This window comes from Sphingomicrobium arenosum (assembly GCF_026157085.1).
GTDB lineage: Bacteria > Pseudomonadota > Alphaproteobacteria > Sphingomonadales > Sphingomonadaceae > Sphingomicrobium > Sphingomicrobium arenosum.
Map to the genome: position 1 here is coordinate 736,621 of NZ_JANPVN010000001.1, position 21,039 is coordinate 757,659.

Annotated in this window: 17 protein-coding genes and 2 tRNA genes; 9 read left to right on the forward strand and 10 right to left on the reverse strand. The window is 64.0% G+C overall.

The window, feature by feature from the left end; translation table 11 throughout:
• Position 1 precedes the first annotated feature (1 nt).
• Genes NUW51_RS03455 through NUW51_RS03465 form a run of 3 tightly spaced genes read right to left on the reverse strand, consistent with a single transcriptional unit; the run spans position 2 to position 4,128 of the window.
• Entirely contained in the window at positions 2-853 is an 852-nt protein-coding gene (locus NUW51_RS03455; protein WP_265562783.1) for a 4-(cytidine 5'-diphospho)-2-C-methyl-D-erythritol kinase, read from the reverse strand.
• Positions 822-2,507: a tetratricopeptide repeat protein gene (locus tag NUW51_RS03460; RefSeq protein WP_265562784.1), complete on the reverse strand. Its 1,686-nt coding sequence runs from the start codon at positions 2,505-2,507 to the stop codon at positions 822-824. The genes NUW51_RS03455 and NUW51_RS03460 overlap by 32 nt, the downstream gene beginning before the upstream one ends.
• On the reverse strand, positions 2,476-4,128 hold the full coding sequence (locus NUW51_RS03465; protein ID WP_265562786.1) for an electron transfer flavoprotein-ubiquinone oxidoreductase: 1,653 nt from the start codon (positions 4,126-4,128) through the stop codon (positions 2,476-2,478). The genes NUW51_RS03460 and NUW51_RS03465 overlap by 32 nt, the downstream gene beginning before the upstream one ends.
• Before the next feature lie 95 nt (positions 4,129-4,223).
• On the opposite strand from NUW51_RS03465, the gene NUW51_RS03470 reads away from it, so the two are divergent.
• From NUW51_RS03470 to NUW51_RS03495, 6 genes are all read left to right on the forward strand, one after another.
• Positions 4,224-4,949 carry a uracil-DNA glycosylase family protein gene (locus NUW51_RS03470; RefSeq protein ID WP_265562788.1) on the forward strand — a complete coding sequence of 242 codons (726 nt, stop codon included), beginning with the start codon at positions 4,224-4,226 and terminating at the stop codon, positions 4,947-4,949.
• Positions 4,946-6,652, forward strand: coding sequence for a lytic transglycosylase domain-containing protein (locus NUW51_RS03475; RefSeq protein ID WP_265562790.1), 1,707 nt, complete (start codon positions 4,946-4,948; stop codon positions 6,650-6,652). The genes NUW51_RS03470 and NUW51_RS03475 overlap by 4 nt, the downstream gene beginning before the upstream one ends.
• Positions 6,653-6,693: 41 nt before the next feature.
• Positions 6,694-7,764 (forward strand): PA0069 family radical SAM protein, encoded by a 1,071-nt coding sequence (locus tag NUW51_RS03480; RefSeq protein WP_265562792.1) that lies wholly within the window; start codon positions 6,694-6,696, stop codon positions 7,762-7,764.
• Between the two features lie 42 nt (positions 7,765-7,806).
• Entirely contained in the window at positions 7,807-9,237 is a 1,431-nt protein-coding gene (locus tag NUW51_RS03485; protein WP_265562794.1) for a M28 family peptidase, read from the forward strand.
• Between the two features lie 50 nt (positions 9,238-9,287).
• The gene (locus NUW51_RS03490; protein ID WP_265562796.1) at positions 9,288-9,554 is read left to right on the forward strand and encodes a hypothetical protein; all 267 of its coding nucleotides are present in this window, start codon (positions 9,288-9,290) and stop codon (positions 9,552-9,554) included.
• 45 nt (positions 9,555-9,599) lie between these two features.
• A tRNA-Pro gene (locus NUW51_RS03495) sits at positions 9,600-9,676 on the forward strand.
• Positions 9,677-10,029: 353 nt separating this feature from the next.
• Here the strand turns inward: NUW51_RS03495 and NUW51_RS03500 are convergent.
• The 7 genes from NUW51_RS03500 to NUW51_RS03530 all read right to left on the reverse strand — a co-directional run bounded on the left by NUW51_RS03500 (position 10,030) and on the right by NUW51_RS03530 (position 16,542).
• The gene (locus tag NUW51_RS03500) at positions 10,030-10,827 is read right to left on the reverse strand and encodes a DUF3800 domain-containing protein (RefSeq protein WP_265562798.1); all 798 of its coding nucleotides are present in this window, start codon (positions 10,825-10,827) and stop codon (positions 10,030-10,032) included.
• A gap of 274 nt (positions 10,828-11,101) precedes the next feature.
• Positions 11,102-11,536, reverse strand: a complete 435-nt coding sequence (locus NUW51_RS03505) for a hypothetical protein (protein WP_265562800.1) — start codon at positions 11,534-11,536, stop codon at positions 11,102-11,104.
• Positions 11,533-11,760 carry a helix-turn-helix transcriptional regulator gene (locus NUW51_RS03510; RefSeq protein ID WP_265562802.1) on the reverse strand — a complete coding sequence of 76 codons (228 nt, stop codon included), beginning with the start codon at positions 11,758-11,760 and terminating at the stop codon, positions 11,533-11,535. The genes NUW51_RS03505 and NUW51_RS03510 overlap by 4 nt, the downstream gene beginning before the upstream one ends.
• Before the next feature lie 129 nt (positions 11,761-11,889).
• Positions 11,890-13,077 (reverse strand): tyrosine-type recombinase/integrase, encoded by a 1,188-nt coding sequence (locus NUW51_RS03515; protein ID WP_265562804.1) that lies wholly within the window; start codon positions 13,075-13,077, stop codon positions 11,890-11,892.
• Between the two features lie 333 nt (positions 13,078-13,410).
• Positions 13,411-13,484: transfer RNA gene (locus NUW51_RS03520), tRNA-Ile, on the reverse strand.
• Between the two features lie 55 nt (positions 13,485-13,539).
• Positions 13,540-15,132 carry a histidine kinase dimerization/phospho-acceptor domain-containing protein gene (locus NUW51_RS03525; protein ID WP_265562806.1) on the reverse strand — a complete coding sequence of 531 codons (1,593 nt, stop codon included), beginning with the start codon at positions 15,130-15,132 and terminating at the stop codon, positions 13,540-13,542.
• 174 nt (positions 15,133-15,306) lie between these two features.
• Positions 15,307-16,542 (reverse strand): tetratricopeptide repeat protein, encoded by a 1,236-nt coding sequence (locus tag NUW51_RS03530; protein WP_265562808.1) that lies wholly within the window; start codon positions 16,540-16,542, stop codon positions 15,307-15,309.
• 170 nt (positions 16,543-16,712) lie between these two features.
• On the opposite strand from NUW51_RS03530, the gene NUW51_RS03535 reads away from it, so the two are divergent.
• The 3 genes from NUW51_RS03535 (at position 16,713) to NUW51_RS03545 (ending at position 20,928) form a co-directional block, all read left to right on the forward strand.
• Complete coding sequence (locus tag NUW51_RS03535; protein ID WP_265562810.1) at positions 16,713-17,477, forward strand: YaaA family protein; 765 nt, start codon at positions 16,713-16,715, stop codon at positions 17,475-17,477.
• A 132-nt stretch (positions 17,478-17,609) separates the two neighbouring features.
• Entirely contained in the window at positions 17,610-20,396 is a 2,787-nt protein-coding gene (gene gyrA, locus NUW51_RS03540; RefSeq protein WP_265562812.1) for a DNA gyrase subunit A, read from the forward strand.
• A 58-nt stretch (positions 20,397-20,454) separates the two neighbouring features.
• Entirely contained in the window at positions 20,455-20,928 is a 474-nt protein-coding gene (locus NUW51_RS03545; RefSeq protein ID WP_265562814.1) for a host attachment family protein, read from the forward strand.
• Positions 20,929-21,039 lie beyond the last annotated feature (111 nt).

Consider the following 21,039-nt stretch of genomic DNA (forward strand, 5'->3'; position numbering starts at 1 on the left):
CTTAGCGCAAATGGGTCGCCAGATGCCACCATTTGTCGGGACAGGCGGCCCCGGCCGCATCGCGCGCGGCGTCGTTGTCGAACAGGGCGAAGCAGCTGGCACCGCTGCCCGACATCCGGGCGAGGGCGCAGCCGGGCTGCGCGGCCAGCCAATCGAGCACATCCGCGATGGCGGATACCAGCTTGCGAGCCGGCGGCTCGAGGTCGTTGCGCGCCGCGCGCCAGTCCTCGCCGAGCGGACCAAGATCAACCCCATCCCAACGCTCGAATACCGCGGCCGTGGACAGCGGGACGAGCGGATTGACGAGCAGGACGGGCGCGCCGCTAATCTCCGGCATGGAGAGGGGCTTGAGCTTCTCCCCTACCCCTTCCCCGCGCGCGCTCATGGACAGCAGGCAGGCGGGGACGTCGGCGCCGAGCCGCGGTGCCACATCTGCCGCATGGGCCGGGTCGAGCTTCCACAAACTCGTCAGCAGGCGCAGCATGGCGGCGGCATCGGCGGAGCCGCCGCCGAGCCCGCTGGCGACGGGCAGGCGCTTTTCGAGTTTCGCCTTGATATGCGCGGGCGCCACGACAGGACAGAGCGCCTGCCACGCGCGTTCGACGAGATTGCCCTCAGTCTCAAGTCCCTCGGCGAAAGGACCGGTGATGGTGAGGTCGAAGCGATGCTCGGTGGCGGGTTCGCTTGTCGCGGAAAGCCAGTCGCCATCGGTGCAGAAGGCGAACAGCGTCTCGAGTTCGTGATAGCCGTTATCAAGACGGCGGCGGACGTGGAGCGCGAGGTTGAGCTTTGCGACTGCGGGTTCGCGCAGCGCTACCGGCTCAGGGCGCGGCGTTTGCAGGCTCGAGGCCATAAGCGATCTTGTCCTCGATGCGTGTTTCGACGGCAGTTTCCGGGGCATAATAGCGCGCAACTTCCCACGCGAAACGCGCCTCGATACGGCGCCCCGCGGCATAAAGGGCATCGCCATAATGCTCGTGGATCTCGGGATCGGCGGGCGCCAGTTCGGCGGCCCGCGCGAGCGCCTCCACCGCGCCTGCGTGATCGCCGAGCTTGTAGAGCGCCCAGCCGAGGCTGTCGGTGATCGCCGCGCTGTCGGGGCTGAGGCGCGAGGCCTTGCGGATATAGGCGCTGGCCAGTTCGACGTCGCCGCCCTCCTCGAGCATCGAATAGCCGAGATAGTTGAGCAGGATGGCCTGGTCGGGCGACAGCGCGAGCGCCTGGTTCAAGAGCCGTTCCGACATGGCCCAGTCGCCGGCTTCGTGGCGAGACACGGCTTCAAGGAAGAGCAGGGGCCAGTCGTCATTGCCGAGCCGCGCGCGCTCCTGCGCATAGGCATCGGCGGCGGCTTCGTGGCGGTCCATCGCGGCGAGCGCGTCGCCGATCCGTGCCCAGCTGCCGGCGCGACTTGGATTGGCGTCATGCGCGGCCTGGGCGAGACGAAGGGCGTCAGGCGCTCGGTCATGTTCGATGAGATGCTGGATGATGCTGTCCTCGGCCTGCAGCGCGAGCGGCGAGCTTTCATCGACGCTGCGATAGAGATCGAGCGCGCGCTCATCGCGGCCGTCGCGTTCGAGCATGGCACCGGCGATGATCGCCGCGCCCTCGTTGGACGGGTCGGCGAAGCGGGCGACCTGCGCGAGGCCCGCGGGCAAGGCGCTGTTACGGCCTTCGGCAAGGTCGATGGCGACGGCGAGCAGCAATTCGGAGAGGCCCTCGGCGGGCGTGCGCACCGCCATGCCGAGCGGTTTGCCATCGGCTAGGCGTTGGCGTGCTTCGACGAGGATCACATCCTCTCCCGCCAAAAGCGCTTGGGCAAGATCGGGGCGACCGAGGCCCGCGAGGCTTTCGGCAAAGGCGAGGCGTAATCGGGCCTCGCGCGGGCCGGCGCGCGACAGGGCGGCGTCGATATGCTGGACCGCACCGTCGACCCCGCCGGTCGCGAGATAAAGGAAGGCCGCCTGCTCGTCCTTCTGGCGCGCGAGCGGGCGCTGGTCGGCCATGCCGGCCACCATCGCGGGGCCGCGCGGCTCGGTGCCCTGGCGATAGCTCATGGCCTCGATCCAGCCGCGCACGAAGGGCGAGAGGAAGTCGAGTTGGACCCGCGCCTCGTCGTCCGACAGCACCGCGAGCGCGTCGCGATAGCGCCGTTCCCTCAAGGCGTCGGCAAGGAGGAGCAGTCGCAGGTCGAGGTTGAAATTGTCGGGCTGCGAGGAGTTTTGCGCGATCGACAAGGCAAGGTCGAACCGGCCCGCGGCAATCGCCTCGGAGGCGGCGCGCGCCTCGGTCTGCGCATCGACCGGGCCGGCGGCGATCAGGCGGGCGTAGAGCGTCGCGGCGGCATCGCTGTCGCCGAGTAGGTCGGCAGTGCGCGCGGCGACGAACAGCTCGCGCTGTTCCTCGGGATTGTCGACGAGCGGGGTCGCCAGCGCGGGGCTGCCGAGAGCGAGGCTGGCGATCAGGCCGAGGCCGAGACTACATGTTCGGATAATTGGGTCCTCCCCCACCTTCGGGCACGACCCAATTGATATTCTGGGTCATGTCCTTGATGTCGCAGGTCTTGCAGTGAACGCAGTTCTGCGCGTTGATCTGGAGCTTGGGCTCGCCGACATCCTCGCCCACGATCTCATAGACGCCCGCCGGGCAATAGCGCGTTTCCGGGCTGGCGTAGAGATTGTAATTCACCGCGATCGGGACGTCGTCGTCCTTCAGCGTGAGATGGATCGGCTGATCCTCTGCATGATTGGTGTTCGACAGATAGACAGAGCTCAGGCGGTCGAAGGTGAGTTTGCCGTCGGGCTTGGGATAATCGATCTTTCGCGCGGCGGTCGCGGGCTGCATCTGCTTGTGGTCGGCATGATGCTTCAATGTCCAGGGCGAGCCGATCTTGAGCTGGTTCAGCCACATATCGAACCCCGCGAAGAGCGTGCCGAGCTTGCCGCCGAACTTGGCGACCATGGGCTGGGCATTGCGAACCTTCTTGAGTTCCTTGCCGATCCAGCTCGAGCGGACCTCGGGCTCATAGCCCTCGAGGAAGTCGTGGGTGCGGCCCGCCGCCAGCGCCTCGGCGAGGTGCGCGGCGGCGATCATGGCCGATTTCATCGCCGTGTGGGTGCCCTTGATGCGCGGCACGTTGACGAAGCCCGCCGAGCAGCCGATCAGCGCGCCGCCCGGAAAGGCGAGCTGCGGGATGGCCTGCCAGCCGCCCTCGTTGATCGCGCGCGCGCCATAGGAGACGCGGGTCCCGCCCTCGATCTCGGCGCGGATGTCGGGATGCGTCTTCCAGCGCTGCATCTCCTCGAAAGGCGAAAGATAGGGGTTCTCGTAATCGAGCGCGACGACAAACCCGAGGGCGACCTGGCCATTGTCCTGATGATAGAGGAAGCCCCCGCCCCACGCCTCGTCCAAGGGCCAGCCCTGCGTGTGAACGACCTTGCCCGGCACATGCTTGTCGGCGGGAATGTCCCACAATTCCTTGATACCGATGCCATAGACCTGCGGCCCGCTTTCCTTGCGCAGGTCGAACAGGTTGGTGAGTTCCTTGGTGAGGTGCCCGCGCGCGCCCTCCGCGAAGAGGGTATATTTGGCGTGCAGTTCCATGCCGGGCTGATAGTCGGGGCCATGCTCGCCGCCGCGGGTCACGCCCATGTCGCCGGTCGCCACGCCGCGCACCGAGCCGTCGTCGTTGAACAGCACTTCGGCTGCCGCGAAGCCGGGGAAAATCTCGACTTCCAATTCTTCCGCCACGCCGGCGAGCCAGCGGGTCAGGTTGCCGAGGCTGCCGGTGTAGGTGCCCTTATTGTGCATGAAGGACGGTGTGAAGAGATGCGGGATTTCCAGCTTGCCGGTGTCGGTAAGGATCCAGTGATGGTTCTCGCTGACCTCGACCTTCAAGGGGCAATCGTCGCGGTCGCGCCAGTCGGGGATGAGCTCGTCCAGGGCCTTGGGGTCGATGACCGCGCCCGACAGAATATGGGCGCCGACTTCCGAACCCTTTTCGAGCACCACGACGCTGATGTCCTGCTCCCTTTCGGCAGCCAGCTGCTTCAGCCGGATCGCCGCCGAAAGGCCCGCCGGACCGGCCCCGACGATGACGACATCATATTCCATCGACTCACGTTCGCTCATCAAACATCCCTTGATCGCATTTTGCCGTCCTTTCGGCTCAACACTGCCCTGCCAATTTATTGACCGCGCCGTCAACATGGCCGAACGATGGCGTGATGAATATCGGGGAGGGAATCGATCCCGGGCGCGCTTCGGCCCTGCTCGGATGGTGGCGAGACGCTGGCGTCGATGTCGCGGTGCGGGCCGATGCCCCAAGCTGGCGCAGCCTTGCCCCGGCAGCGAAGGCACCGCCCGCGAGCACCGCAGAGACGCCGCGCGAAGCGGCCACAAAAACCGCGCCAATATCTCCGCCGCCCCCCGCCGCGCCGAAAATAGAATTGCCGACGACGCTCGAGGGCATCGAAACCTGGCTGGGCGAGCGCTCGGCGACGCTGGAGGCGCATCATCATGCGGTCACCATTCCCGAAGAGGCGCCGCTGCTGGTCGTCGGCGCGCGTGCCGAGGGCGAGGCCGCAATGAGCGAACCGGCCCAAGCGCTGTTCGAGCGGATGATGGCGGCGATCGGGGCTGAAGCGCCCGTACTGGCGATGATCGACCCGGCCACCCAGCCCGGCCAATCCGACCGCGCGCCGCTCGAACCGCTGCTCGTGGAGGCGATCCGACGTCGTATCGCGCTGGCGCGGCCCCAGCGGCTCCTCCTGTTCGGCGACCAAGCGGCGCGCGCGCTGCTCGATACGCCCCTGGTGCGAGCGCGCGGACGCTTGCACCAGGTCGAAGGCACGCCTTGCGTCGCCACCTTCCATCCGCGCTGGCTGCTCGACCGCACCGGTGACAAGCGCCTCGCCTGGACGGACTTGCAGATCCTCATGGGGGACGAATGACGAACTTGTGGCTCGCGGGCGCGCTCGCCGCCTTGGCCTTGCCCCAAGCTGCCATGGCGCAGAGCGATCCGCTCGCGCCCTTGCCCGCGCAAACGGCCGAGACGCAGCCCGCGCCTGCTAGCGAAGCCGCGCGGCTCGACAGTTGGCCCGCGATCCTTGCGGCGGTGGATGCCGGGCAATGGGCGCTGGCGGAGCGCTCGATTGCGGCAATGGGCGACAATGTGCTGGCGCCTTATGCGCTGGCCGAATTGTATCTCGCGCCTAATTCACCGCGGGTCGGCGGTGCGCAGGCCGCCGCCCTGGTCCGCCGCGCGCCCGAATTGCCGCAGGCAGAGCGGCTTGCAGGACTAGCCGCCGAGCGCGGGGGCGACCGGGTTGCGGCGACACCGACGCAGGCGATGGTCAGCCTCGGCGGAGCGCCGCGTCGCACGCGGGCGCGATCGACCGGGACCAGTATCGTCGAGGCATTGCGCCGCGAACTTCGCCCGGCCATCGAGGCCGATGACGGCGTCCAGGCCGAGACGATCTATCGCACCGCGATCGGGGAGCAGCGACTGAGCGGCGAGGAGCAGGCCGAAATCGCCCAGCTCGTCGCATGGATCCATTATGTCGCGGGCGACATGGCCGCCGCACGCCGCGTAGCGAGCGAGGGTGTCGCGGCGGGCTCGTCGGAATGGCGCGCGCAGGCGGCGTGGACGCAAGGGCTGGCCAATTGGCGGCTTCACGATTGCAACGCGGCTTCGACCGCTTTTCGTATCACCGCGGCGGGCACGCGTGATCGCGAATTGCGCAGCGCGGCGCATTATTGGACGGCGCGGGCCGAGCAGCGCTGCCGCCGCCCGCAGGCGGTTGCCCCCTATCTCGGCGCGGCAGCGCGCGAGAGCGAGACCTTTTATGGCCAGCTCGCGCGGGCGCGGCTCGGCGTCGACCGGCGACTGGGGCAACGTGTGGGTCCCAGCGATCGCGCCACCCGCTCGCGGGTCGAGGCTTTGCCCAACGTGGTGCGCGCGCGGGCGCTGGTCGCCATGGGGCAGCGCGAACGCGCAACGGAGTTGATTCGCCACCAGGCCCGCATCGGCGACCCGCGCGATCACAAGGCGCTCGTCGAGGTGGCGGGTGCGCTCCGCCTCGGGCTGCAATATTGGCTCGCGACCAATGGGCCGCGGGGCAGCCAGGTGGATCCCGCCGATCGTTATCCGGCGCCGGGTTGGCAGCCCGACAACGGCTGGCGTATCGACCCCTTCCTCGTCTTCAGTCACATCATCCAGGAAAGCGATTTTCGCGAGAGCGTCGTATCGGCTGCCGATGCGGTGGGCTTGATGCAGGTGCGCCCTGGCACGGCGCGCGACCAGGCACGGCGGCGCGGGCAGAGCGTCAGCGCAAGCGATCTCAAGAGGCCCGAGGTCAACATCGACCATGGTCAGCAATTCCTCGAGGACATGCGCCGCAATGGCGCGACCAATGACGAGCTGATGCGGGTCATCGCGGCCTATAATGCCGGCCCCGTACCGGTGTCGCGCTGGACGTCGATCCCTGGCGAGGATCCCCTCCTATGGATGGAGAGCCTGCCTTATTGGGAGACGCGCTTCTATATCCCGGCGATCCTGCGTAATTACTTCGTTTATCATGCCGAGGCGGGCACCACTCCGCAGGCGCTCACCGATATTCTCCAAGGCCGTGCGCCGCGCTATCCTGCGCCCTAGTCGTTCTTGATATGTTCTCGTGGTTCCGCTAGCATGTCGGCATGCCGATCGAGTCCACCAAGGGGCGCGGAGCCACGCGTAACGACAGCCCGTTGCGCTTCAATTTGCGCGCCCATGTCGCCGATGGCGACTGGCTCGACGAGGTGGAACGGATCGATGGCGTGGCGCCGCGCCGCACGACCGTCTCGATCGAGCGACCCAAGACCATCCTGACGAGAAACAGTTCGCCCGACATCGGTTTCGATCGCTCGGTCAATCCCTATCGCGGTTGCGAGCATGGCTGCATCTACTGTTTCGCGCGGCCGACGCACGCCTATCACGATCTGTCGCCGGGTGTGGATTTCGAAAGCCGCCTGTTCGTGAAGCCCGATGCGCCGCGGCTCCTGCACGAGACCTTGGGGCGCAAGGGCTATACCCCTGCCCCCATCGCGCTCGGAACCAACACCGACCCGTATCAGCCGATCGAAGGGCGGTGGAAGGTAACACGGGGGATCCTCGAGATCCTCGCCGAATGCGATCACCCGTTCACCATCACGACAAAGTCCGATCGGGTGCTGCGGGATCTCGATCTCATCGCGGCGGCAGCGCGCAAGAAGCTGGCGGCGGTAGCGCTCTCGGTGACGAGCCTCGAGGCGCGAACCCACGCCACGCTCGAATCGCGCGCGCCCGCGCCGCGCAAAAGGCTCGAGGCGATCCGCATCCTGTCGGAGGCCGGGGTCCCGGTCTATTTGTCGGTTTCGCCCGTCGTGCCGCATATCACCGATCACGAGATGGAAGCGATCGTCGCGGCGGGGGCTGAGGCCGGGGCGCGCAGCGCCTTTTTCCTCCCGGTGCGCTTGCCGCATGAGGTCGCACCGCTGTTCAAGGATTGGCTCAAGACCCATTATCCCGACCGAGCGCGCAAGGTGATGGCGACGATCCGCGAGCTGCGCGGCGGGCGTGACAATGATCCCAATTTCTTCAGCCGCTTGCGCGGTACGGGGATATGGGCGGAGCTTTTCGCGCGCCGTTTTGAAAAAGCGTGCTCCGACCATGGCCTGTCGCGTGCCAAGTTCGCGCTAAATTGTGCCCTTTTCCGGCCCCCTGCAGGCGACCAGCTGCGATTGCTGTAATCGCGGGTGACAGGGCGTGGCCGCCTCGCTAGCGTCGCGGCCATGATTCAGACCGTCTCGCGCCTTGCGCTCGCCGCCGCCCTTTTCTGCCCCGCCGCCACGCTCCATGCGCAGCAGTCGACCGCCGACGCCAAGCCCGATGCAGTAGCCGCCGTCCTCGGCGAACTGGAAGCACAGCCCCTGCCCTATGACCCGCGTGCGGTGGCGATGGGACGCGAGGCATTGGGCGATACGCTGGCCTATGAGATCCTCGCCGACCTGACGACCGAGGTCGGCCCGCGGCTCGGCGGTACGCCCGCCGAAGCACGTGCCCGCGCCTGGTCGGTCGAGCGACTGACCTCACTCGGTTTCTCCAATGTGCGGGTCGAGGAATTCACCATGCCGACCTGGGTGCGCGGCGAGGAAGAAGCGCGATTGATCGCGCCGTTCCCGCAGGAACTGGTGCTGACCGCGCTCGGCAATTCGGGCGCCACTCCCGCAGAGGGGCTGACCGCCGAAGTCGTCGGCTATGCCGATTATGCCGACTTCCTCGCCGCCGACCCGGCGACTCAGCGGGGCAAGATCGTCTTCATTTCCAACGCCATGCCGCGCAACCAGGACGGCTCGGGCTATTCGGTGCCGTTCGGCGCACCGCGCTGGATGGGGCCGGCGGAGGCCTCGAAGCGCGGCGCGGCGGCGATCGTGGTCAAGTCCATCGGAACCGACAATGACCGCACCCCGCATACCGGCAACACCAGTTTCGGCGACGCGGCGCCCATCCCGGCGGCGGCCTTGTCCAACCCCGATGCCTGGCAATTGATGCGCGTGCTCGAGCGCGCCGAGGAGCCGGTGACGATGCATCTCACGCTCACGCCGCGCAACATCGGCATGCAGACTTCCGGCAATGTTATCGCCGAGGTGCCGGGGCGCGATCCTGCGGCGAAAAAGGTCCTCGTCGCCTGTCACATCGACAGCTGGGACAATGCGCCCGGGGTGTTCGACGATGGCGCAGGCTGCGCGATCGTGGCGGCGGCGGCGAAGCGTGTCATGGATGCGGGGCGCCCGCTGCGCACGATCCAGATCGTCTGGTACGGCGCCGAGGAAGTCGGCATCTGGGGCGGGCGCGACTTTGCCGAGCGTCACGACGGCACCGATTATCATGTCGTGGCGGAGAGCGATTTCGGCGCCGATCGCGTCTGGAAGGTGGTCACCGACCTCGGCGATGAACGCAAGGCCGAGGCCGATGCGCTGCGCGCCGCGCTGGCGCCGCTGGGGATCGTCTCGGGTGCCTATGACGAAGCGGGCGGCGCCGATGTCGGTCCGCTGCGCGCCGAGAGCGCGCCCGGCCTGTCGCTGCGACAGGACGGGACCCGCTATTTCGACCTGCATCACACCGCGAACGATACGCTCGACAAGGTCGATCGCGACCAGCTGGCGCAGAATGTTGCGGCATGGACGACGATGTTGATGGTGATGGCGGGCGGCATCGAATAGCCGCGCGAGGCGTTGGATTCCCAATCATCCATTCAAGGAGTGCCCGTCAAATGCGCGCGATCTTTCTTTTGCCCTTCATGACCCTAGTGGCCGCCTGCAACGTCAGTACCGACAGCGAGGATTCGAGCCTGACTGTCGACGTCAACGAGGATCGGCTCGACCAGCTCGGCGAGGATGTCGAGACCATCGCCACCGATATCGGGCAGGACATCGAGCAGGGCGCGGCCGAGCTGACCGACGAGGCGCAGTCGCAAATCGCGCAGGAAGCCGAAGAGGCGGAAGCCGAAATGGACCGCGAGGCAGGCACGGGCCAATAAGAGGCTGGCGAGGCCCTCGCCTTGCTGTTAAGCGCGGTGCCGGTTCGGGGAGTGGCGCAGCCTGGTAGCGCATCTGCTTTGGGAGCAGAGGGTCGCAGGTTCGAATCCTGTCTCCCCGACCAATAACTTCAGGGGCTTAGCGTTAAATCCCTTTGGCGCCCCTTCCGCCTGACAAGCACATGACAAGCACGCGCTACGCATTGGATCATGTCCATGAACATGATTGGCGCCTTAGCAGCGGCTTATAGGATCAGGTTGAATGGGGCGGGACTCCGTATGCCGCCCCCTCGTGATTCGCCTGCAAGTGCTGAACAGGCGGTGTGCGACGTCCGATCGAGGGATGCCTTCGCAGCTTGAGTTTGAGTTCAGAGCAGCGTAAGCCGCTAGTTATCCCTTGGGCGTGAGCCTTCCACCCATGGTGAAAGGAGCCGCCACCCGGTGGTGTCCAGTCTGACTGGGCTAGCCCCAAGGGACGCTATTTCCTTAAGGTTCGATGCCATATCGTGAACTTCCCGCGCATCAATGTGTCGGCGGAGCAGTCAGTCACGCCTGCCCTTCGCAGGACATAGCTGGAAAGTTTTGTTTTGGCTGCTGAGGCTTCCGGGCGTTTGCCATGGCCATTCACGCACCAAGCGACAGAGCCGGTGAGCAAGTCGACAAGCTGGAGAAGAGGAGTCCGTTTGGAGTTTCGGAAATGACATTGGCGAAACGGCCATTGTCGTTTGTCGCCACTTTTTGCTCGGCCGCGATTGAGAATGAGGCGCAGATCTTCCGGTCGCTGATTAGTATCTCTGTAGTCGGGATAGAGATGAAAGAGCGTCCGAGGATAAAGTCGGGCAAATTTGGAGGCGAGATTATAGACTTCCTTATTGAAGCCTATCTCCCTTGATCCCTCGTTGTGCTTTCGGTGATCAACCTTATGGGTATCGACAATGAGGCAATGAAAATCCGCATTTGAGAATGGTGCGTCGTCGAAGAACGCCTTCACAGTTCTGCCGTATGCTGAAAGCTTCGCTTGGCTAACCTTTCCCCACTTCATCTCACCTTGAGGGAGTTGTGGCAGCCGTGTTGTCGATAGGCATGCGTTCGCCTCCTCAACAAGCGATTTCTCAATGCAAATGCCGCCAATGACTAAGTAGCGGTTCTTCGTCTGACTGCTCTCATCGATGTAGATATCGGTAATGAGGTTGCAGTCATCACGCTCAGGAAAAACTGGTTGGGTTGCTGACATGGTTTTAGGCAACAGACCTCGGGGCGTGAAGTCAACGCCCACCGGAAATTACATATGTAATCGCAATGCAGTTGACGCCTTTGAAGCTTGAACCTTGGCGGTCCAAAGTGACTGCACGAGTGCCTAGCAATGGAACCTGTTGGGACTGCGGCCCAAGTCCTGCACCACGTGGGGGGGAGTGGCTAAAGCCCCTCCCCCTCCTGGTATACTATATGTGGTGATTAATCCTGTCCCCTTGGATCGGGCAAATCGACCAAAGCAGGATGGAAAACCTATCCCGGATAGTAATGCCGATGAGCAATCGGGTGAGTGTTTGTTACCTGTTAGATGATGAATGATGGCCCGAGGTTTTTTGGTCAGAGGGTCGCCACTTGCGGAAGTCCTGCGTAGCCTGAGCGTCATTGAAGCCGTGTTGGGTCAAGATGAAGGTCGTGGCATGACCGTTTTTCCAGTCGAAGCCCCCCTTCTGGTTTTCTTTAACGAACCCTCGGTCAATCAGCTGATCGAACGCAGCCTTCACAGAGGCTCGGCTGCTGTAGTTCAACGCCTTTGCGGCATGTCGCTGGGAACAGAATAGGCTTCCATTGTTAGACCCGTTGTAGAGACGGTTCAGTTCAACGAGCAACGCTCGTGCAGGGGGTTTGAGAGAGCGATATGCTGCCGTTGACAACATTGCTTCGTAGAGGCGGACGTGCTTGGCGCCTTCGTTGCGCCCCTTAGCGTTGACTTTGCGCTTCTTCGGACTGCTCACTGAACCGACCCTTCGCTCGTGCTGGCACGGATGCAACTGATCAGCCATTCCTGAAGGTCTTCGGAGCGGTAAGCCACGCGCCGCCCGATCTTCACGTATCGCGGCCCGCCTCCGGTGACGCGAAGTTTCGAGAGATAGCTTTTTGAAACGCCCATCATCTCGGACGCAACGGCGGTATCGAGAAGGCGACTATCGACGCCAAATGTATTGATGTTTTCCGTCATGTTTTGCCTTTCACAGCGTTAGAGACGGATTCCTTGAATAAGCCCGAAGCCCCCTTTCGCAACAAGAATTGTGGCCCACTTTTCCCCTTTTTTGGCCCAAAAAGTTCGTTGCGCTACGCGTTCTAACCGCTATGCGCGCGAACCCACAATTGACCTGATGTGGTCATCCCAGAGTGCAGCTGCCTGCGCTTTCTCTTCCGCGTAGTCGTGGCGCTGATACACCTCGGCAACACCCGTCCGAGTGGCGCGGTTCTGGAAGGCCTCAATGACATCGGTCGCGACCCCAATGCGCTGCATTCCGGTAGCGACCGTGCGCCGAATGTCGTGAACTTTCCAAGGCGCCAGCAAGCGTCCAGCCTCAGTATCGACCAACTTCGAAAGCCTAGGCTTCCAATACGACCAGTTTTGAATTGGTCGTTCCCCGTTCACGCTAAAAAGGTAGCCACCTTCGTTTCGCATCGCGAAGACTTCCTCGCGCGCCAAATTGGAAAGGGGAACAGTATGGGGCTTCTTGTTCTTCGTTCGGGTGGCGGGAAGATTCCATTCCATGGTGTCTTCGTCGATCTCACACATCCTGATGTGCGACGCCTCGTCCCTGCGCTGGCCCGTGAGAAGCAAAAAGCGTGTGAGGGACATGATGGGGTGGTCGATGGCTCGAGTTGCTCTCCAGAGGGCTGCAATCTCGCTGTCGTCGAGAAAGCGGCTGCGGCTAGGCGGTTTCGCCGGCAGCGCGATCCGGTCCATTGGCGAACTTTCCAGATCGCCGCGTTCAATCGCCCAATTGAACATACGGCGCATGGCGGCGGCTGTATTCGTGGCGATGCCCGGACGGGCTTCCAGCTTGTCTAGAAGCGCTGTCACGTCACGCTTGTGGATATCGCTGATCTTTGTCGCCTGAAAATGTGGCTTGGCTTCGCGGCGCAGAAGTCTTGCGGCCTCCGCACCGCGCCGCTCCCACTTCCTAGCAAGATAGCGATCCGCGAAAAACTCGACATAGTTGTCAAAGGCAAGGTCGCTACCACCAGCCGTCTTTGCTTTACGCTCTTGCTGCTCATCGATGCCGTTCGCTCGCTTCCACGCAATCTCGGAAGCCAACTGGCGTGCTTGATCGGCTGTTAGCCCTTCGCCGTGATAGCCAAGCGTGATCGTCCTCGTGGGCGTGTCGCGTCCACCCATGCGATATTGGTAGAGGTAGGCCTTTCTGCCATTCGGGTTTGGTTTCACACCAAAGCCAGCCAGCCTGTCGTCCCAAAGCACCCTGCCGGGGACAGGATGCTCCAAAGCATCGACGCTTCTCTTTGTGATCCGACCTTTCATACCTCTGCGTAACAAGCACGCGACAAGCACGCAAATGAAACCTCAGGCTATCGGAGTCTCTCTCAAAAGATGCAAAACCCCGGAAATTAGCCGATCATATCCATTTCTGGATTTCGACGTCTAACTCCAGATGCGACGAGACATCTGCTTTGGGAGCAGAGGGTCGCAGGTTCGAATCCTGTCTCCCCGACCATCATTTCCACAAGTTAGCTTGAACCAAATCGTCCGGGGGACGATCTGTGCTGACTTGAGGAAATGATCCGACGGATGTCGTGCCGGGCTGCATGATGCCTGTCGGCACGAGCTATGACTATCTCGTTCGAACGGGTCCGGTAGGCGCGGCAGGACTCGAACCCGCAACCAAGCCGTTATGAGCGGCCGGCTCTAACCAATTGAGCTACGCGCCCCCCGGACACCGCCATCCCCTAGCGAGACCGCGGCGAGGATGGCAAGCGGCTTTGCTCAGGTCAGGCGCGGCAGGACGAGACGGGCCGTCCCGTCGATGAAGAGGAGGTCGCCGCTTCCAACGCGAGCGAGCCCGCGTACCAGTCGAAGCGAAAAGCCCGTTCCGAGCAGCGCCTTGCCGCGCGCGTCGATCATCAGTGCCGGATCGACGAGGTCCTCGGGTGCGCGATCGGCGAGACTTTTCGGCAGGGTGATGTCGAGATGGCAGCCGACGGCCCCCTCCCCGGCCCGCACCACAATCTCTTCTCCCTCACCGCCAGCATCGATCATCGCGTGAATGAAGCGCGTCGCGAGGCGCTGGGCGAGCGCGCCGTCGGTGACGCAGCCCTCGCCATCGACGTCGTGAAGGTCGAGCGTGACGCCCACTCGCTGGGCCCGGCCCTCGAGATCGGGGCCGAGCGCCTCGAGGAGCGCGTTCAGGGCAAGCGCCTCGGGTTGGCGATCGCGCGACTGGAGGCGGGCAGCAAAATCGAGGTCTTTGATCGCCTCGAGCAAGATCCGCGCCTGCGCCACGATCTCGGCCGCTCGCTCACGATAGCGGCGATGGGCGGGGCCGAGATATTGCCCGTCGATGATCTCGGCGAACCCGATGATGGCGTTGAGCGGGGTCTTGATCTCATGCACCAGCTCGCGAAGCATGGTGGGGTCCTGGGGCAGGCCCGTCGTCGGCCGCGAAGCGCTCGCCGATGGCGCGTCCTCGACGGCGAGGTCCGCGCGCTGAGCGCGTCCGCGATAGCCGAGGAACATGCCGCTTTCCTCGTCATGCTGCGGTGTGCCCGTCAGCGCCCAGCGTCCCGGCATGCTGCCGATGTGCGCCTCGACATTGTCGAAGGGCTGACGCGCACCGACCACCATCGCAAGCTCGGGGTCGGCGAAGAGCGAATGACCGATGAGCGCGGCGCGAGGGGCACCATCGACCCAAGTCACGGCCCCATCACTCGCCGCCTCGAAGGCGAAGCTGCCTACCGCGGGCCGCTCGTCGACGAGGTGCTGGGCGGGTGCCTTCTCCTGCGACGGGTTTCGGCGCAACGGAGCCGGGTCGTGGCGCGGACGCGGTGAGCCAACATCCTCGGCCTCCTTGTCGACGGGCGATTCAGGAGGCGGCTCGGCGAGACGGTCGCGCGCGGCCTTGAGCTGCTCGACAACATCGCCCAATCGGCGACCCGCTTGTCGACTCTCCCCCTCGTCGGCAGCGCGCGTGTCGGGCCAGAGCGTGCGCAGGAACTGGCGCGTATCGCCACCGGCGGCGGCGACGAGCATTGCCTTGGTCTCGGCATCGGGATCGGCGGCGGCCAGGACAGGAGCGGCAACAGCGAGTGTGTCCTCGGCGAACAGGGCGAGCAGTTCGGGACCAAGCCGACGCCCCGCGACGGCACGGGCAGCGGCGCTTCGTACCCCAAGCGGGATGGCATCGCGTTCCGCGCGGACGACCGCGAGCGCTGCGACCATCGGAGCACTGTCGCTGTCGGCGCCCCTCGCCTCGCTCATGCGCGCAGCCAGTTCGACGAGCTGGCGCCAACGCACGCTGCGCGAATGCGGTCCCGCCACGGGCAGGGTAAGCAAGGTCGCAAGGCGGTCGTCGAAGCGCACGCTGTCTTCCAGTCTCCGTGTCGAGGGATTCCGACTGGATGAATTTGCCGTTCGTGCGTGGGGGCTTCCAGTAAGATTCCGTTAACCATCCCATTTTGAAACGCTTCTGCGCGTCAACGAAAAAGGGCGCCGAACCGCGGTTCGACGCCCTTCGTGTTGCTTCGGACCGAAGAATTAGCCCTGGACGTCGATCCACGCCATCCAGAATGCGGCCAGTTCGGCGAACTTGCCCTCGACTTGGCCCAGTGCGGCCTTTGCGGCGTCATACTGGCCATCGCGCGCAAGCGCGGCCCCGAGGCGCAGATTGAGCATGCTCGCATCGGCGCCACTGCGGCTCATGGCGAGCTGATAGAATTCGGCGGCATCGCCGAAGCGATCCATGCCGTAATAGGCATCGCCGAACTTGACGGTCTGCAGCAGCGACCCGCCGCTACGCACGCCGGCAGCATCCTGATCGAGTTCGACCTCGTAATTCTGCGAGCCGCGCTCGACCAGTGCGAGGATTTCGGTGAAGGTCTGCGTATTGCCTTCGATGCGGCCCGTCGCGACGCCTTCCTCGACCAGCGCGCCCGCTTCCACCGGAAGCCCCTTGTCGAGCAGGTGGAGCGCGTAATCGAAATGGTCGCGGTCACCGCGCAGCGCCTGGGCGGTACGCATCAGGCGCCACAGATTGACCAGTTCCTCGTCGCTCCAGCTGACGCGGTCCTGATAGATCTTCAGCGCGTCGCGCCAATTTTCGCTGGTCGGATAGGCCTTCACCCAATCGATCAGCAGCGAGTTGAAACCTTGAAGGTTATTGTCGAGCGCGACCTGGATCGTCCGGCGATACCAATTTTCGTCGATCGCACCGCCATTGGCGGCCTGCAGTGCGATCCCACGCTGCATCGTGGCGACGGCCTGCGCGCCCTGACCCTGGTGGTTGAGCGCTTCGCCAGTCAGGAGAAGCAACTCGGCATCGTTGGGCGCGAGCGCAAGCGCTTTTTCGAAAAGCGACTGGGCAGTCGCATAATCACTCGCCGCATAGGCATTGCGACCGAGCGCCTCATATTTCGCCGCGCTGTTCGCGGGGGCGTCCCAGCCCGACTGCGCCATCAGGTCGACGCCGCGCACCTGCATCGAAAAATCGCTGCGATCGAGGCCGGCATTAAGGAGGAGATTACCGATATAATAAGTGTCATCGGCCTTTTCGGCCTTACCGATTGCGGGTTCGACGCCAGCATCGAACGTTGCCCAGTCCTTCGCATCGAAAGCCGTCTTCATCGCGGCGATCGAATCCCGCGCGCCCTTGGAAATGTCGAGCTGCTTCTGTTCGGCGGCGGCCGCCTCCTGCGCGACGGTGGTGGCGGCGGCGGGAGCCGCGAGGCCGAGCGTTCCGAGCGCGAGCGCAATGGCGGTCATGGTCGATTTCATTACAATCTCCTGAGAGGAAGTTTCGCGCGGCGAATAAACCAGCCACGCGGTCAAGGGAAGTTCTAACAAAGGACCCCTGAACTGCTGTTGAATTGTCGGGTCAGAAACGCGCAAGCCCCGGCCAAAGTGCCCTTTTGACGGTGGCGCGCGGATCGTCTAGCGCAAGAACCATGCTGATCATCCTTTCGCCTGCGAAATCGCTCGACGAAACGAGCAACTATTCCGAAGAACCGACCATTCCCCGTTTCGAACGGCAGGCCGCGCAGATCGCCCGTGCCGCCGCCAAGCTGAGCGCCGATGATCTCAAGCGGATCATGGGGATCTCGGACAAGCTCGCGACGCTCAATGCCGAGCGTTACCACGGCTTCTTCGATGCCGAGACCCGCCCCGCTATCCGGATGTTCGCCGGTGATGTCTATCGCGGCTTCGACATCAAGAGCGCCGACGAAGAAACGGTTGCCTTTGCGCAGGACCATGTCCGCATCCTTTCGGGGCTCTACGGCATGCTCCGTCCGCTCGACCGCATGCGGCCCTACCGCCTCGAGATGGGCACGGGCTGGAACCCCTCCGAGGGCGAGGATGGCAGGCTCACCGATCATTGGGATGACAAGGTCGCGAAGGAATTGCGCAAGCAGCTTCGCGAGGAAGGCTCGATGACGCTGCTCAATCTCGCCTCCAACGAATATTATGAGGTGGTGAAGGGGCAACTGCCCAAGACGGTGACCATCGTCGAACCCGATTTTCGCGTCCGCACCGCCAAGGGCCTTCAATTCCAGAGCTTCGCCGCCAAGGTGGCGCGCGGGAGCATGGCGCGCTGGGTCTGCGACGAGCGGATCGACAGCGTCGAGGCCTTGAAGGGCTTCGACCGCGATGGCTGGGCCTATGAAGAGGATGGATCGTCTGAAAACGCGCCGCTGTTCGTCCGCGAGGGCTGATCCGCTTTCCGTTAACGTCAACCCTGACGATTGTTCTTGGCCCTCCTGAGGGCTCCTGCTAGCTTTTCGGATGAATCGACGGCGGTCCTCGCCGTTCGACTGTTCGTACAGATTAGCTGACAGGAACTGCCCGTGGCCGATACGCCCGTCGACACCCTCGAACCCCGCCGCGACATCGAACCCATCTCGATCGTCGACGAGATGAAGTCGAGTTACCTCGACTATGCGATGAGCGTCATTGTCAGCCGCGCGCTACCCGACGTGCGCGACGGCCTGAAGCCCGTGCATCGCCGCATCCTCTATGCCTGTCAGGAGGCTGGCTATGTGGCGGGTCGTCCCTACCGCAAGTCGAGCCGTATCGTCGGTGACGTGATGGGTAAATATCACCCCCACGGCGACAGCGCGATCTATGACGCGCTGGCGCGCATGACGCAGGACTGGAGCCTGCGCGTGCCGCTGATCGACGGCCAGGGCAACTTTGGCTCGATGGACCCCGATCCGCCCGCCGCCATGCGTTACACCGAAGCGCGCCTTGCCAAGGTGGCGAACTTCCTCCTCGGCGATATCGAGAAGGACACGGTCGCTTTCCAGGACAATTATGACGGGTCGGAAAGCGAACCGACGGTCCTGCCCGCCCGCTTTCCCAATCTGCTCGTCAATGGCGCCGGCGGCATCGCGGTCGGCATGGCGACCAACATTCCGCCGCACAACCTCGGCGAGGTCATCCAGGCCTGCAAGGCGTATATCGAGGACCCCGCCATCAGCGTCGAAGGGCTGATGGACTATGTGAAGGGACCCGATTTCCCGACCGGCGCGCAGCTGCTCGGCGCGAGCGGCATCCGCTCGGCGTACACCACCGGGCGCGGCTCGATGGTGCTGCGTTCCAAATATGACATCGAGGAGGGGCGCGGCGACAAGCGCCAGATCGTCCTCACCGAAATCCCCTTCCAGGTCGGCAAGGCGGGCCTCGTCGAGAAGATCGCCGAGGCGGCCAAGGACAAGCGCATCGAGGGTGTCGCCGACATCCGCGACGAATCCAACCGCGAGGGTGTGCGCATCGTCATCGAGTGCAAGCGCGATGCGACGCCGGACGTGGTCCTGAACCAGCTGTGGCGCCATACGCCTGCGCAAAGTTCGTTCGCCGCCAACATGCTGGCGATCCGTGGTGGCAAGCCCGAAACGCTCGATCTCAGGGACATGATCGAGGCCTTCGTCAAGTTCCGCGAAGAGGTCATCACCAACCGCTCCAAGTTCGAGCTGAACAAGGCACGCGAGCGGGCGCATATCTTGCTCGGCCTCGTCGTGGCGGTCACAAACCTCGATGAAGTCGTCGCCATGATCCGCGGGTCGGGCACGCCCGCCGAAGCGCGCGAGAAGCTGCTCTCTAAGGAATGGCCGATCGGCGAGATCCTGCCCTACATCGAGCTGGTCGAGGGGCAGAAGTCCGACCATGTCGGCGATGTCTATCGCCTCTCCGAAGCGCAGGTGAAGGCCATCCTCGAACTGCGCCTGCACCGCCTCACCCAGCTTGGCCGCGACGAGATCGGCGGCGAATTGGAAGAGCTGCGCGCGACCATCGAGGAACTGCTCGAGATCCTGTCGAACCGTGCTCGCCTCTACGAGGTGATGCGCGAGGAGTTCGACGAGGTGGAGGCCGAATATGCCACCCCGCGCAAGACCGAGCTCATGCCAGCTGCCGACGGCATCGAGGACGAGGACCTGATCGAGGTCGAGGACATGGTCGTGACGGTGACCCACACCGGCTACATCAAGCGCACCGCGCTCGCCTTGTTCCGCGAACAGAAGCGCGGCGGCAAGGGCCGTAGCGGCATGAGCACCAAGGACGAGGATATCGTCACCAACCTGTTCGTGACGACGACCCACAATCCGGTGCTGTTCTTCTCCAACCTCGGCAAGGTCTACCGCATGAAGGTGTGGAAGCTGCCCGAGGGCGGGCCGACCGCCAAGGGTCGCCCGATGATCAACCTGTTGCCCCTCGCCAATGACGAGAAGATCACCACCGTCTTGCCGCTGCCGCGCGACGAGGAGGAATGGAACGACCTCCACATCATGTTCGCCACCGAGGGCGGCACCGTGCGCCGCAACTCGATGGACGCTTTCACTAATGTGCCGAGTAACGGCAAGATCGCGATGAAGTTCGAGGAGGGCGAGGACGGCCAGCCGGTCGATCGCCTGATCGGGGTCGACCTGCTCACCGAGGACGACGACGTGCTGCTCGCCACCGCGAACGGCAAGGCGATCCGCTTCGAGGCGACCAAGGTGCGCGAATTCGCCAGCCGCGCCTCGACCGGTGTGCGCGGTATCAAGTTGATGGACGACGACAAGGTCATCTCCATGTCGATCCTCGGCTCCAGCGGCTCGACCCGCGACGAGCGCGAGGCCTATCTGAAATCGCCCGTCTGGCGCGACAATGACGGCGCCGAGGGACTTTCCGCCGAGCGCTTCGCCCGCCTCGTCGAGAAAGAGCAATTCCTGCTTACCGTCACCGAGAACGGTTATGGCAAGCGCACCTCGACCTACGAATATCGGGTCACCGGTCGCGGTGGCCAGGGCGTGGCGAACATCGTCACGTCCGACCGCAACGGCGGCGTGGTCGCGAGCTTCCCGGTCGAGCCGGGCGAGCAGCTCATGCTGGTCACCGACCAGGGCAAGATGATCCGCACCACCGTCGCCGACATCCGCATCGCCGGGCGCAACACGCAGGGCGTCACCATCTTCAAGGTCGCCAAGAACGAGAAAGTCGTCTCGGTCGCGCGCATCGATGAAGAGGAAGAGCCCGAGAACGAGGCGGAGGAGGCCGCCGCCGGCGATCTGCAGGGCGATGACAAGACGGTCGCGCCGACCTCCGGTGCCACGACCGACGAAGACGGCGCGGCGGGGCCCGAAGACGGCGAATGACAGGAACGTGCCATGGGGCCCCTTCGTTGATCCGGTAACGGAATAACAAGGAGGCCCCATGGGTATTGCCAACGACACGCTCGTCCTCGTCACCGACGGACGCAAGATGCTGTTCCTTCGTAATGAAGGCGACAGCGAACATATGAACCTCGAGGTCGAGAAGAAGGCTAAGCGCGACGATGCGCCCGACCGCGACCTCAAGACCGACGAGCCGGGCAGCGTCTTCATGTCGGGTTCGCCCGGTCGCTCGTCTTACGAAGAAACGGACTTCCACCAGCTTGAAGAAGACCGCTGGGCGCATGAGGCCGCCGACCGGATCAACAGCCGGGCGCTGTCGAACGATTTCGACAAGCTGGTCATTATCGCTCCGCCCAAGACGCTCGGCGAACTGCGCAAGAAGCTCCACAAGGAGACCGAGAAGCGCACCATCCTCGAAATCGACAAGGAAATGACCAACCAGCCCCTCGCTGAGATCGAGAAGCTCATTGCCGACCATACCAAGGCCGAGGCGCCGCCGGAGGTGTTGAGCTGAACCTGACAGCAATCGCTTAGGGAAAGGGCGGTCCGATTGGATCGCCCTTTTTCGTCGCGCTTGCGGCACATGCGGCACCTCTCGCCGTCTAGGCTGTAACCTGCAAATGCT

Coding starts and splice junctions, on each gene's coding strand:
- NUW51_RS03545 (WP_265562814.1), top strand. CDS start 20,455: ATGGGTATTGCCAACGACACGCTCGTCCTCGTCACCGACGGACGCAAG.
- NUW51_RS03480 (WP_265562792.1), top strand. CDS start 6,694: ATGCCGATCGAGTCCACCAAGGGGCGCGGAGCCACGCGTAACGACAGC.
- NUW51_RS03490 (WP_265562796.1), top strand. CDS start 9,288: ATGCGCGCGATCTTTCTTTTGCCCTTCATGACCCTAGTGGCCGCCTGC.
- NUW51_RS03535 (WP_265562810.1), top strand. CDS start 16,713: ATGCTGATCATCCTTTCGCCTGCGAAATCGCTCGACGAAACGAGCAAC.
- NUW51_RS03470 (WP_265562788.1), top strand. CDS start 4,224: ATGAATATCGGGGAGGGAATCGATCCCGGGCGCGCTTCGGCCCTGCTC.
- NUW51_RS03515 (WP_265562804.1), bottom strand. CDS start 13,077: ATGAAAGGTCGGATCACAAAGAGAAGCGTCGATGCTTTGGAGCATCCT.
- NUW51_RS03465 (WP_265562786.1), bottom strand. CDS start 4,128: ATGAGCGAACGTGAGTCGATGGAATATGATGTCGTCATCGTCGGGGCC.
- NUW51_RS03455 (WP_265562783.1), bottom strand. CDS start 853: ATGGCCTCGAGCCTGCAAACGCCGCGCCCTGAGCCGGTAGCGCTGCGC.
- NUW51_RS03510 (WP_265562802.1), bottom strand. CDS start 11,760: ATGACGGAAAACATCAATACATTTGGCGTCGATAGTCGCCTTCTCGAT.
- NUW51_RS03475 (WP_265562790.1), top strand. CDS start 4,946: ATGACGAACTTGTGGCTCGCGGGCGCGCTCGCCGCCTTGGCCTTGCCC.
- NUW51_RS03485 (WP_265562794.1), top strand. CDS start 7,807: ATGATTCAGACCGTCTCGCGCCTTGCGCTCGCCGCCGCCCTTTTCTGC.
- NUW51_RS03530 (WP_265562808.1), bottom strand. CDS start 16,542: ATGAAATCGACCATGACCGCCATTGCGCTCGCGCTCGGAACGCTCGGC.